Raw genomic sequence first — 13,313 nt, 5'->3', positions numbered from 1 at the left:
ACCTAAGTTCAGAAAGAATAAAGAACTTAGGTATTTCTCCTTCCAAAAAAGGCAAACCCACATCACAGGTTTGCCTCTTTACTCACTTCTTATTTAAACCTTTTTCACTTAAAAACTCTTTCATATGCATTCTTTTTTCTTTGGACATAAATGAACTCATTGATTCCGTCCACGTTACGTTTTTTTGATTTGATGATCTTTCTTTGTAATACGCGCTCATCGTTTCATCATATTCATTTAGTAATTCATCATATTTCTGTTCATTATATCCATTTTCATGAAGAACTGCTGCTACTGGTAAACGTGGTTTAACTCCATGTTCTTCATCTGGTACACCGACTGTCATTCCGAATACAGGATATACTTTATCCGGTAAATGAAGCAATTCGCTCACTTCTCTCGGATTATTACGAATACCACCAATATAACAAATACCGTAGCCTAATGACTCTGCCGCTAGTGCTAAGTTTTGCGCAAAAAGTGAAGCATCTACCGTCGCAACGATAAAGTCTTCTACTCCCTCATGCTTTATCTCTGTACCATGTTTTTCACATGCAATTTCAAGTCGTTTTAAATCTGCACAACAAATAAAAAATGCTGCACATTCTTTCACATGGCGATTTCCGGATAGCTCTGCTAGTTTAGCTTTTAATTCCTGATCTGTTACATATATAACAGAATACGCCTGTACAAAATGTGATGAAGCTGCATGTTGTGCAGCGTGCACCATCTTTTCTACTACATCTTTCGGAATTGATTCTTCTTTATATTTACGAACTGAAACATGTTGCTCCATCTTATGTATTATCTCATTCATGAAAATCACTCCTTTTTCTCTTCATAATGAAAAATTAACACATCTTTTTCAATATTCACAACTTATAAGCACAAAAAGAGCAATTCTTTTTTGAATTGCTCTTTTTTTAAAACGTCTATGAATACGGTAAATGAAATTATATTAACGGTAATTTAAATGAAATTTTTTCTTGTCTTATTACGCCGTTTTCAAAACTTTAATACCTTTTACGATATTCCAAATGAAGTAGTAAATTCCTACAAGAATGAACACTGCATATGTGATAATCATTCCAATTCCAGCACCGTCAGATTGATTGAAACCTAAACCGTACATGCCTGATACTGCTAGTCCTCCAAATAAGATTGCGTATGGGAAAACATGTGACCAAAATGCTTTTTTCGCGTGATACTTCACTTCATCTTCTGCAACAAAGTACACGATAATTGGTAGTAAAAATGGTGCAAAAAAGATACTAAAGTAACATAACGAAGATAAAATATTATTTCCTTTCATCCGATTCACCTCTAAATAGTTTTTGTTACCTTCATTATGTCAGGAAACCATTCTAGAAACTATCGCTTTACCTTTCACTAACGTGACATATTTGTAAGATTTTCCTCTAAAATAATCCCGCCTGAAATTTCAGGCGGGATTATTTTCTCTATATTCGATTCATAAACCAATATTGTGTAATTGCTAAATATTCTCGTACATTCGATGGAATGATGATTGGTTTCGGTGTTTTTGCCGGAAGACCTTCTAATTGTAAACCTTGTTTGGCCGCTATTTTTTTTGCTCTAAACATATGAAAATCGTTTGTTACGATCATACCTTTTTTCATATCGGCTGGTATTAACGGTTTTGAGAATGTAATGTTCTCATCTGTGCTCGTAGATTTGTCCTCCATTATAATACGGTCTTCTGCGATGTTTTGTTTTATTAATCCTTGTTTCATTGCTAATGCTTCTGAAATGTCTTCACCTTTTCCTTGTCCGCCAGATACAATAGCAATTGTTTTCTCATGTGATTTTAAATATTCAGCTGCTTTATCAATACGATATTGCAATGAATAAGATGGTTTCGTCCCATTTACTTTCGATCCTAGTACAATTATGTAGTCAGCATCGTAGGTTGCATTCATATGCCCATGCTTATAAATGTGATATTGTAAAAACCCCATATACACGGCGCAAATCATTATGACAACTAAAATGCACTTCATTATTTTCTTCTTTCTCATATTCATATACTCCTATTTTCTTTTACTTCCTTCATGATAATATCCATTTATTTGTTTGTATACAGACAGATTTCAATAAACCCTAATTTCTCCTCTGAAAGGTAATATTTATATTACTTTCGGGAACAGTAAGTACAACTTTGCACGAAGGAGTGTCTCTATTGCTTCTCTTTTTATGTAACGTATCGTTCTTTTTTATCTTATTTTTATTATCACTTAAGATGCTCGGTAAGTCTGCTTTAGCACAACTAACTCCTCATGATTTTGGGGCTATAATTTTTTTATCTTATTTAGCTTTCCAGGCCATACCCGTCTCTGGTGCTTTACAAGCATTTCTCGGTATGGTTGTTATTACATGTTTACATTTACTCCTTACAAAATTAAGCCTATTCAACAAACTAAATCGTTTTATTCTCGGACACCCTATCATTTTAATTAAACATGGTGATATTATTTTTGAGAACTTACAAAAAAGTAGATATCCCATTGCCGAACTACTTTCTAATCTTCGCGTTGCAGGATATCCAAGTGTTCATGAAATTGAATACGCCATTTTAGAAGCGAACGGAGCTATTAGTATTTTACCAAAAAGAGAACTTGTACCATTAACTCCAAAAGATTTAAACATAGATGTTAAGTATGCTGGATTACCAATTGCACTTATCGTCGATTCACAAATTCAATACGATAACTTAAAGTTAATCCATAAAAATAAAAAATGGTTATATAAAGAATTAAAAGAAAAAGGAATTACACATATTAAAAACGTTGCTTTCGCTTCTGTTCAAGAAACAGATGGATCTTTTGCGATTAGTTTAAAGGAATAAAAAACCCCCTTAATTGCTTAAGGGGATTTTCTTCATCATATCGCTTCTTTCTCTCCTGCTATATTTAATGGAACAGGATGTTTCATACGATTCATCGTAAATACGATAATCGCAGTCATTACTTCCGCAACTGGCATAACGAGCCAAATTCCGTTTATCCCAAATAATTTTGGCATAATCCATAACAATGGAAGAATAAATAGTAACCCTCGGCTCATTATAATCAGTACTGATTCCTTCGTTTGTCGCACTGATTGGAAGTACTCTCCATACACGATGTTATAGCCTAAAAATACGTATTGAATAAAGAATAAGCTAATACCCGTTAATGTTAACTCCAATAATTCTGGAGATTGGACATCAAATAGACCAATGATATATTTCCCGAAGAATAATCCGACAATTATCGCAATGCCCCCAAGTACAACAGCAATTTTCACAGCAAACTGCAATCCTTCACGCAATCTTTCTGATAAGTTTGCACCATAATGGAAACTAGCAATCGGTTGCAATGCAGCACCTACACCGAAGAATAATAGTAATGCCATTGCATGAATACTATTCACCATCGCATAGGAAGCTACTCCTACTTCTCCTGCATATTGGACGAATGCGATATTAAAACCAATCGTTACGATTGCAACCGTACTTTCTGCTGTAAAACTTGGGAAACCAATCACCATAATTTGTTTGACAGTATCCCATTCAAAATGGAATTTCGTCCATTTTAAAATGCTACTTTTTCTAAAGAAATGGGTTAATAATACAAGGAAACCAATCGCTGCCGAAAGAATAGTCGCTGAAGCAGCACCTGTTACGCCCCATCCAAAAATAAAAATAAAGATATAGTCAAACACTATGTTTAATACAGCCGTTACAACAAGACCTGCCATTGCTAAATTAGGATTTCCATCATTTCGAATAAATGTACTTAAAATATTTTCTAAAACGTATATCATTCCAAATGTTAATAATACGTGTAAATAGTCTAATGCATACGGTAAAATCACTTCATTTGCACCAAATAAGTATGCTAAATCTTCTATTCTCCATAAGCAAATAGCTGCTAAAACACCTACAATAACAACTGCTACTGTCATGGATTGAGTAAAAATAGACCTTGCTCTTTCTCGCTTATTTTCACCTAATGCAATTGAATATAACGTTGCCCCGCCCATTCCAATCCATAATGAAATAGAGAAGAAAATCGAAAACGCTGGAATAGCCACGTTTACTCCTGCTAATCCATTTGCTCCAACTCCCCGACTAATCATTACCGCATCAATTACAATATTAACTGACATTAATACCATTCCGAGGACGGCTGGTATTAAATATGAAATAAATAAGCTTTTTATCGGTTTTTCTCTTAACTTTTCTGTTGCTTCCATACTCTAATATGCTCCTTTTTTTCAACTCTCTTTTCTTAGTTTAAACCTTCAAGTAACTTGAAGGTCAATAGAGAATTAAAAAATAAGTAACTTAATTATCGTGTTTGATCCTCATTTGTAATTATACGAGTCCTACAACTTATTGCTTTATTTTTTCATTATAGGAATTTGAATTTCTGTTACTTGCTCCTCTGGATTTTCTGTTACAGACCAATCGATTAATGCAATCTCAATCGCATCTCCACTTACTTCGTACCCTTCTTGATCAATATATTTCATTAACCTCTTATATGTTTCATCAGTTTCTTCATACGGTCCATGATGATATACACAGGCAAACATACCTTCTTTAATTTCATCTGAGCTATGCACTTGAAAGGGCATGTAATCCAAAAGAATGAAAACACTGCTATATGCTTGAAACTCATTTTGCATTAATCCTTTTTTCGCAACAGTTACACCAATATCTCCAGAAAATAAACTATCATCCATTTGCCTCATATTTTTTTGCAACGAATGGATGTAGTACTCAAACATATCATCCGTCGTATTTGGAGCAACCGCAATTGCTGTAATTTTTCGCTGCGGGATCTCTTTAATTACCATTTGTTCAGCTTTTGCTTTTGTTGCTTCCTTAATTAAATGAATTCTATGCTCCATTTTCGCCAAAGCATACTCAATTTCTCTTTGTTTTTTCAACATCATTTCTTGTTGTTTTTCCAGTAAATTGAGTGCGTATGCTGGATTTCTTTCATCAATATATTTCTTAATTTCCTTTAACGGAATATTTAACTGGCGTAAAAATTTAATCGTATCTAACAGTGAAAATTGATCGATTGTATAATAACGATAATTCGTTTGAGGATCAACAATGGACGGATGAAAAATTCCTTTTTCATCATAATACCTTAATGTAGATTCTGCGATATTATGCATTTTTGCCATTTCTCCAATTGTAAAACGTTTATTTAATAACATGTTTCCTTCTCCAATTCATTAAAAATGTTGCCTTATTTCTTCTTATTATATAGCCATTCCCTTCATACCTAAATCAAATTCCATCATGAAAATCTGCTATTTTTTCATTGATTTTTAATAAATTTTATTATATATTAATTACAGGTTCAAATTACGAGTTCAAAAGAACTTGTAATCAGACCCTTTTGTTTAATGGGTTTTACATATTTTCATTAGGCAAATTCCGAGAAATCGTATGATAAAACTAAAAATGACGAGGAGAGGATCAGATGGAATTCGAATTTTTCTTTCAAATTGCACTTATTTTATTAAGTACAAAGCTTGCTGGTGATCTTAGTGTTAGATTAGGTCAACCTTCTGTGCTAGGTAAATTAATTGTCGGTATCGTTATCGGCCCAGCTATATTAGGTTGGATTGAAAATTCAGAGCTTCTAACACAATTAAGTAATGTCGGTGTTATTCTTTTAATGTTTATGGCAGGACTTGAAACAGACTTAGATGAATTAAACGCAAATCGTAATTCTTCTTTAGCAGTTGCACTCGGGGGTATCATTCTTCCATTCGTAGGTGGTTACGTTTCCGGTCTTGTTATGGGAATGGAACAAGGAAACGCTGTATTCTTAGGATTACTTCTATGTGCGACAAGTGTTAGTATTTCCGTTCAAACACTTCGCGATTTAGGAAAGATGAAGACACGTGAAAGTACAACTATGCTGGGCGCAGCTGTATTTGATGATATTCTTGTTGTTATTTTATTAGCATTCGCAATGAGCTTCTTAGGCACTGATGATGTTAACTTAACAATGATTATCTTGAAGAAGGTTGTATTCTTCGCTTCTATTATTTTAATCGGTTGGAAAGGTGTTCCTGCGATTATGCGTTGGTTATCACCACTACGCGTATCTGAGTCTATCGTGAGCGCGGCTCTTATCATCTGTTTCTCATTCGCATATTTCGGCGAATTATTAGGAATTGCCGGTATTATCGGTGCTTTCGCTGCTGGTATTGCAATTTCTCAAACGAACTACAAACATGAAGTAGAAAAGAAAGTAGAACCAATTGCTTATGCTATGTTCGTTCCAGTATTCTTCGTTAGTATCGGTATGAATATTACATTTGACGGTATCGGCAATCAAATTTGGTTCATCTTAGCATTAACTGTTATCGCTGTATTAACGAAATTAATCGGCTGTGGATTCGGTGCACGCATGACTGGATTTGATGCAAAGTCTTCTGCAATTATCGGTGCTGGAATGGTTTCTCGTGGTGAAGTTGCACTTATCATCGCAGGAACAGGACTTTCTTCAGGTCTATTGGCACAAGATTACTTTACAGCAATCGTTATTGTCGTTATTTTAACTACAATGATTACACCACCAATGTTAAAATATACTTTTGGTGCAAAAGATAAAGCAATGAAAGCAAGTAAATAAGTTTACTATAATAAAAGGAGATTGCTATCTTATAAGATAGCAATCTCCTTTTTGTTTTATCTTTAAACAATCCCGTTCTTTTTTAACCATTTTTCAAAAATAATTCGTGCTTCATCATCATCATCGATATCATACTAAATGAATACACCTTAATACCATAATCATCTATATATTCGCCTAGTTTCATTTCCTCCACTTTCTTATAAAAACCGTCTGCCTCATAGTGCGGAAGATAAGCATCCCAAACTGGTTCATTTATTCTTTTGTACGCCGTCACTTCTAAATCATATCCATCTTCATAATATCCGATGTGATAATGTTTGTTCGGATCATATTTCTCCATTAAAAGTCCCCTCCTACTAAACAAAAGCGAGCCTTATATTACAGCTCGCTCCTCTCTCTATTTATTAAATACGTTCCATCGCCGTCTTCAACGTTCCAACAACAAAGGCAATTTCTTCACTTGAAATAATAAGCGGCGGTGCTAATGTTAAGACGTTATTATATCCTGCTGTCGTCATACCGTTTCGTCCTATAATAAGCCCTTTTTCTTTACAAGCATTTACGACACTTGCGATTTTGTCGTTATCAATTGGCTCTTTCGTCTCTTTATCATTTACTAATTCAATTCCAACTAATAGACCTTTTCCTCTAATATCCCCAACAAGCGGATGTTCCCCAATTTCATCTTTTAGTTGCTCTAATAAAAGGGAACCCATTTGCGCAGATCGCTCAATTAAATTTTCATTTTCCATAATCTCTAAGTTTTTAAGGGCTAATGCACAAGCTGCTGGATTTCCACCAAATGTATTAATATGTCGGAAGAATTCATACTCTCCCTTCCCTTTAAATGCTTCATATATTTCTTTTTTCACAGCTGTTGCAGATAATGGTAAATATGCGCTCGTAATCCCTTTTGCCATCGTAATAATATCTGGCTTCACATCATAATTCATAAATCCAAATGCTTTTCCTGTACGTCCGAAACCGCAAATTACTTCATCACTAATAAGCAAGGCACCGTGTTTTTGACACGTTTCATGAACAGCTTTCATATAGTCTTGTGGTGGCATTAATATGCCCCCGCCTGTAATAATTGGTTCCATAATAAAAGCGGCAATTGTTTCACTTAATTCCCACGTCATAACACGATCGACTTCTTTCACACATTCTACATCATAAATATGCTGCCCTTCAATTTCAGGCATACGGTAACAATCCGGTGGTGTTACGTGTAAAAAACCTGAAGCAAACGGTTCATATTGATATCTACGCTGCGCTTGTCCCGTCGCTGCCATTGTCGCCATTGTATTCCCGTGATACCCACGATAACGTGACATAAATTTATAACGATGTGGTTCACCTTTTTGCGCATAGTATTGTCTTGCTATTTTAAAAGCTGTTTCGTTCGCTTCTGAACCACTATTTGAGAAGAAAATAACATACTCTCCCCCAAGCCACTCATTTAATTTTTCAGCAAGCTTTATAGCTGGTTCATGAGATTGTGACATTGGAAAGTATGATAATGTTTGTAATTGCTTATAAGCCGCTTCTGCGAGCTCCTTTCTTCCATATCCACTATTCACACACCAAAGACCACTCATACCATCTAAATATCTTTTTCCTTGTATATCTTCAACCCAGCACCCTTCAGCTTTTGCCCCTACCATTGTACTATTTGGACTAAAGGGACGCATTCCGTGCCAAACATATTGCTCATCTTTTGCTAATAATTCATCAGTTTGCTTCGTTTTCATCATTACTTCCACCTTCCATAACAACTTATTTTTCACAAAAGCTGCGCTGGTGCCATGATGACTTAAATTTCTCCCTGCTATTTTCATTCCACAAAATTAAGACAAATCCTACTTACAAATCAGTAATATTTACAAGAAAATGACAAAAGAAAAAAGAGCTTTTCTTATCTATCGAAAAGCTCCTCTTTTATTTAATGTGAAGACGCATCACTAATACCGTGACCAGTATTAGATTTCACAAGAATTTCATCAAATTTCGCTGCATCTTCTTTCTTACTAGATAAAACAGTTCCTAAATATGCTGCAAGAAATCCGAGCGGAATTGAAATAATTCCTGGTGTCGTATATGGGAATATCGCTTCCCCAACAAAAATAGCTTTTCCAGCTACAGGGTTCCAAACATTCGGACTCAACGCTACGAGAACAATTGCTGATACGAGCCCTACAATCATACCGGAAATAGCACCCGTTGTATTAAAACGCTTCCAATATATTGTAAATAAAATCACTGGTAGATTTGCACTCGCTGCAACTGCAAATGCTAATGATACTAAAAATGCTACGTTTAATGTTTGGGCAAATAATGCAAGTATGATAGATAATATCGCTACTCCAATAGATGCATACCGAGCCATAGATACTTGCTCTTTTTCCGATGATTTCCCTTTGCGAATGATCTCATTATAAAAATCATGAGCGAATGCTGATGCTGCCGTTAATACGAGACCTGCCACTACAGCCAAAATTGTTGCAAAAGCAATTGCTGATACGAAAGCAAATAAGAAGTCTCCACCTAACGCTTTGGCTAATAAAGGTGCTGCCATATTACCCGCTGGGTTCGCTTTAATAATCGCTTCATTTCCTACAAACGCTGCCGCACCAAATCCTAAGAAAATCGTCATAATATAAAATGCACCAATTAACCATGTCGCATATACGACAGATTGACGTGCAGTTTTTGCATCACGTACTGTAAAAAAGCGGACAAGTATATGTGGTAATCCAGCTGTACCAAGTACTAGTCCTAAATTTAAAGAAAGTGTATCAAGGCCATCCTTATACTTTACACCTGGATTTAAAAATGAATCTTTTAATGGTGTAGCTGTTTTCATTTGGGCAAACATTTCAGTCACGCTGAAGTTGAATTTTGCGAAAACGATAACAGAAATAATAAACGTACCGGCCATAAGTAATACAGCCTTTACAATTTGTACCCAGCTCGTTGCTGTCATACCACCAAAAATAACATACACCGTCATAAGTGTTCCAACGATTAATACAGATGTCGTATATTCAATCCCTAATAATAATTTAATAAGTGCACCCGCGCCAACTAATTGTGCAATCATATAAAAGATAGAAATCGTCATCGTATTAAGAGCTGCAACTCCGCGAACTTTTTTCGCGTCAAAGCGTGCTGCAATCATATCCGCCAAAGTGTACTTTCCTAAATTTCTAAGCGGTTCTGCAACAAGATATAGTACAACTAAATAAGCAACTAAAAAACCGATACTATAAAAGAATCCATCAAACCCAGTTAATGCGATTGCCCCGGCTATACCAAGAAATGAAGCAGCAGACATGTAATCTCCAGCAATGGCCAGACCATTTTGCCAACCAGTTAATCCCCCTCCAGCCGTATAAAATTCACTCGCATTTTTCGTTTTTTTCGATGCAAAATAGGTTATGACAAGCGTACCAAGAACAATAATTAAAAATAGTGCAAACGCAGTAGTATTCAAGTTCAGCCCCTCCCTTTTTGCATATCTTGCAGAATTTTTTGGGAGATTTCATCAAATAATTCTGCTTTTTTACTATAAATCATACATAGTGCCCATGTCATGATAAATTGGGAAAAAGCAAATACCCACGCCCATGTAACGTCACCAAATGCAGGTGTATTGAGCACCTTTGAATACGATGTTAAAATAGGTAATGCGATAAAAAAACTAAAAAAGAAAATACTCATTGGAATGATAAACTTCTTTTTCGTATTTAATAACAATTGAAACTCTTCCGACTGAACGACCTCTGTATAATTCACCTCATTTTGCAACTTACGTGCTGATGTATCATCTCGTTTCATTAACCGATCCCCTCTCTTACTTAAAATGCACTTCCCCCTTGCATACATAAAGACTAAATTTTATAAATATTCAGAAACTTATACTTATTGTAGACAATCCATGCATTCATGCAAAGATTTTTTGATAGACATTTTTCGGCAATTTCCCCTAAATTTTTAATATACTTTTTCAACATAAAGTGACACCTTACTTATTTTTTCCTCATTAAGACAAAAGCAGTGCTTAACGCACTACTTTTGTCTTTTTTTCCTTTTCTAAATTACGAGCTGTTTCGCTTAACTCAACCTCTTTTCCGTCTTTAAGTGTTCCAAATATAAAATCGAATACTGGATTTGAAACACCGAACCAAAACTTTTCGTTTTTATAATGGTGTAATATATGTTGTTTTTTTAGCCATCTTCCAAACTTAGTGACGGGACGAATCGGTCTATGGGCAATATAATGTTTCCATTCGTAAACGAGCAGCATAATAATCATTCCGATTCCAAATGAAAGTGTAATAGTAACACTTTTTGTAATACCATATGCTATAAGTAAATATATAGTAAAACTAGGTATACTAAACCATACAGGTAAAAACAAAAGTTTTAAATCATCTGGATATACGTGGTGATCATAATGTAATCTTCTTAACATTTTTAATAGAAATGTGTTTTTAGGTGGCTTTATATGAAATAAAAAACGATGTGTCATATATTCATTAAGTGTATAGAAAACAATCCCAAACATACATGCTAACATGCCAACCCAAGAGAAAAATTGCATTTTTAAAATAATAATGAAAATAAATAGAATGCTATACATAATAACGATATCATGTTGTAAAAAGAACTCTTTCCCCACTTTCTTCATCTTGTTTTCCCCTTTTCCCAAAAAACAGCCGCAACATATCGTTACGACTATTTCTTTTCTATTCACTTTACAAATTTGCCTGCTGTTCTATTGTCGAGAAAAAATTGTTTGGTCCAAATATATTTTGCTTCGGAATAATATGTTCCACTGCAAACACTGTTACTTCTCCTCTTTGCACTTCTCCAATAATGAGACCAAATATTTCATGATTTACTGCAAACGTCGGTTGCTTTGTTTGTAGCAATCTTGCAGCATTATGAAATACCGCTTCATATAGTGGATTTCTATCAATAATTTCTTTTCGGATTTTTGGCGCTAACGTAATGATAATTTCTTTTCCGTCAATAGTGGTTCGATACATAAAAATCTCCCCTTCAATCTTATGTGAACAACTGTAAAGCTTTGTATGCAAAATGTATAGAGTAACCTACTAAAATAATACCTGCTCCGGCTGTTATGTAGCCAAGTGCTTTTGGTTTTAATAAAGTTCTTCCAAAATGTACAGAAAAAGCAATATTTAAATTCCATAAAATAATACCAGCAATAATGCAAAGACTGTACAAAAAAGCTTCTTGTTTCGTTACCTTCGTAAGTAATGAGCTAAGTGTACTTCCGTATATACCAAACCAAAAAACAAGATTTAATGGATTGGATATCGCAATTAAAAATCCTGCCATAAACGATTGCTTAAGGCCACCTACCTCTTCTTTTTTATATTCCATATTCGAGTGGAAAATTCCTTGTTTTACACTTTGAAATCCTAAATAAAATAACAAGAAAAAACCCGTGCAATACATGAAGGCTTGTACATATGTATACATAAACACAGAAGATAAACCGAAATAAATGAGAAGCATAAATAAAACATCTGCAGTCATTCCACCAATTCCAACAACCCAAGCATGCCAAAACCCACGTTCAATTCCTCGTTTTAACATTTCAATATTAATCGGCCCTACTGGCGCAGCTAATGAAATACCTAATACGATTTGCTGTATAATTGCTCCAAACATCGCTCTATCCTTTCTAATCTCTTTACTACTAGTTAATGATGTAATTTGAAAAAATAGACTAGCTTTCATAATAAAATACCCTTTTTTATCCAAAATATACAAAAGAGCCATCTAGGTGATGGCTCTTACTTTTCTATCCTATGAAGAAAAGGACATTTCCCTTTTATTGGTTCTACATCGTCTCCTATGAAATATTGTTTCCATTCACGATGCTCTGGGTCACCATAATGACTAATGTTAGGATGTTTCGGCAATTGATCCCACTTTTCAACTCGCTCACGGACCATTTGTCTTGAATATGCTCCTTTAGGACGATCCCCCTCTAATCCATCAAAAATAGTGCGTGGCTGAAACCCAATAACGAGAGAATTCCCTAAATGTCTAGTTTTTCGTTGTTTATAAGCTGGCGCGTTTCCAAATGCGAATATTGGCTCACCACCAAATGAAAATTCCCATAAATAATGGTCTGGATCTTCAGGAATTTGCTTTGGCCATGCTTGATTATCGTTTTCATGTAAATACTGTAACACTTTCCAAAAGGAATCACGGTAATATTCGAGTGATTGTTCTTCACATTGCGGTTCTACAAAAAGGAAAAAGCCCCTTCTTACAATCGGCCTCTCTTTCATTAACTCTAAAAAAGATAACATTGTATGCGGCAAATGACTCCAATCATTATGAGAAAGAAATGAATAACGAAGTTCATTCTTTTTCAAAGCAGTTAAACCGAAATAACATGGAAAAGTTGGTTCTAACACGACACTTGAAAAAATCTCAAATTCTTTTGCAACCCAATTCGGTATGTCAGTTCTCGTTCTCATTCCTTCATTATCTAATAAGTAAGACTTATTCATTCTTTCACCTCGTTATGTATAGCATTCAATTAAGAATATTACATACTCGGCCTGTCCTATACCTATTTAAAATTTGATTGGA

The 13,313-nt window shown here is 34.8% G+C and carries 14 protein-coding genes and 1 pseudogene; 2 read left to right on the top strand and 13 right to left on the bottom strand.

What is annotated here, in order from left to right:
* Window positions 1–82 precede the first annotated feature (82 nt).
* From nfsA to C4S65_RS18615, 3 genes are all read right to left on the bottom strand, one after another.
* Window positions 83–817, bottom strand: coding sequence for an oxygen-insensitive NADPH nitroreductase (nfsA, locus tag C4S65_RS18625; protein ID WP_098838398.1), 735 nt, complete (start codon window positions 815–817; stop codon window positions 83–85).
* A gap of 177 nt (window positions 818–994) precedes the next feature.
* On the bottom strand, window positions 995–1,312 hold the full coding sequence (locus C4S65_RS18620) for a DUF4870 domain-containing protein (RefSeq protein ID WP_000678056.1): 318 nt from the start codon (window positions 1,310–1,312) through the stop codon (window positions 995–997).
* Window positions 1,313–1,460: 148 nt separating this feature from the next.
* Window positions 1,461–2,039 (bottom strand): YdcF family protein, encoded by a 579-nt coding sequence (locus tag C4S65_RS18615; protein ID WP_001227671.1) that lies wholly within the window; start codon window positions 2,037–2,039, stop codon window positions 1,461–1,463.
* A 161-nt stretch (window positions 2,040–2,200) separates the two neighbouring features.
* On the opposite strand from C4S65_RS18615, the gene C4S65_RS18610 reads away from it, so the two are divergent.
* The gene (locus C4S65_RS18610; protein ID WP_098838397.1) at window positions 2,201–2,866 is read left to right on the top strand and encodes a DUF421 domain-containing protein; all 666 of its coding nucleotides are present in this window, start codon (window positions 2,201–2,203) and stop codon (window positions 2,864–2,866) included.
* A gap of 35 nt (window positions 2,867–2,901) precedes the next feature.
* Here the strand turns inward: C4S65_RS18610 and C4S65_RS18605 are convergent, their stop codons facing one another.
* Both C4S65_RS18605 and C4S65_RS18600 read right to left on the bottom strand, forming a co-directional pair.
* Entirely contained in the window at window positions 2,902–4,257 is a 1,356-nt protein-coding gene (locus tag C4S65_RS18605) for an MATE family efflux transporter (protein ID WP_098838396.1), read from the bottom strand.
* Between the two features lie 147 nt (window positions 4,258–4,404).
* Window positions 4,405–5,235: a MerR family transcriptional regulator gene (locus C4S65_RS18600; protein WP_000925913.1), complete on the bottom strand. Its 831-nt coding sequence runs from the start codon at window positions 5,233–5,235 to the stop codon at window positions 4,405–4,407.
* Between the two features lie 269 nt (window positions 5,236–5,504).
* Between C4S65_RS18600 and C4S65_RS18595 the strand changes: the two genes are divergently transcribed.
* Window positions 5,505–6,668, top strand: coding sequence for a cation:proton antiporter (locus C4S65_RS18595; protein WP_061666858.1), 1,164 nt, complete (start codon window positions 5,505–5,507; stop codon window positions 6,666–6,668).
* 62 nt (window positions 6,669–6,730) lie between these two features.
* Here the strand turns inward: C4S65_RS18595 and C4S65_RS18590 are convergent.
* The 8 genes and pseudogenes from C4S65_RS18590 to C4S65_RS18555 all read right to left on the bottom strand — a co-directional run bounded on the left by C4S65_RS18590 (window position 6,731) and on the right by C4S65_RS18555 (window position 13,231).
* A pseudogene (locus tag C4S65_RS18590) lies at window positions 6,731–7,011 on the bottom strand (DUF3986 family protein).
* Window positions 7,012–7,075: 64 nt separating this feature from the next.
* The gene (locus tag C4S65_RS18585) at window positions 7,076–8,425 is read right to left on the bottom strand and encodes an aspartate aminotransferase family protein (protein WP_000850959.1); all 1,350 of its coding nucleotides are present in this window, start codon (window positions 8,423–8,425) and stop codon (window positions 7,076–7,078) included.
* A 191-nt stretch (window positions 8,426–8,616) separates the two neighbouring features.
* Entirely contained in the window at window positions 8,617–10,167 is a 1,551-nt protein-coding gene (locus tag C4S65_RS18580; protein ID WP_001098233.1) for a sodium/solute symporter, read from the bottom strand.
* A gap of 2 nt (window positions 10,168–10,169) precedes the next feature.
* Window positions 10,170–10,511, bottom strand: a complete 342-nt coding sequence (locus tag C4S65_RS18575; protein WP_086405894.1) for a DUF485 domain-containing protein — start codon at window positions 10,509–10,511, stop codon at window positions 10,170–10,172.
* Between the two features lie 223 nt (window positions 10,512–10,734).
* The gene (locus tag C4S65_RS18570; RefSeq protein ID WP_000755392.1) at window positions 10,735–11,364 is read right to left on the bottom strand and encodes a sterol desaturase family protein; all 630 of its coding nucleotides are present in this window, start codon (window positions 11,362–11,364) and stop codon (window positions 10,735–10,737) included.
* A 67-nt stretch (window positions 11,365–11,431) separates the two neighbouring features.
* The gene (locus C4S65_RS18565) at window positions 11,432–11,725 is read right to left on the bottom strand and encodes a hypothetical protein (protein ID WP_000286356.1); all 294 of its coding nucleotides are present in this window, start codon (window positions 11,723–11,725) and stop codon (window positions 11,432–11,434) included.
* Window positions 11,726–11,744: 19 nt separating this feature from the next.
* Complete coding sequence (locus C4S65_RS18560; RefSeq protein WP_001196840.1) at window positions 11,745–12,488, bottom strand: LysE family transporter; 744 nt, start codon at window positions 12,486–12,488, stop codon at window positions 11,745–11,747.
* 14 nt (window positions 12,489–12,502) lie between these two features.
* A complete protein-coding gene (locus C4S65_RS18555; RefSeq protein ID WP_001043774.1) occupies window positions 12,503–13,231 on the bottom strand; it encodes a YqcI/YcgG family protein in 729 nt (242 codons plus the stop codon).
* Between the last annotated feature and the right edge of the window lie 82 nt (window positions 13,232–13,313).

It is taken from the genome of Bacillus sp. ok061 (genome assembly GCF_900108285.1).
Classification (GTDB): domain Bacteria; phylum Bacillota; class Bacilli; order Bacillales; family Bacillaceae_G; genus Bacillus_A; species Bacillus_A thuringiensis_S.
This window is presented reverse-complemented; position numbering and strand designations above follow the sequence as displayed.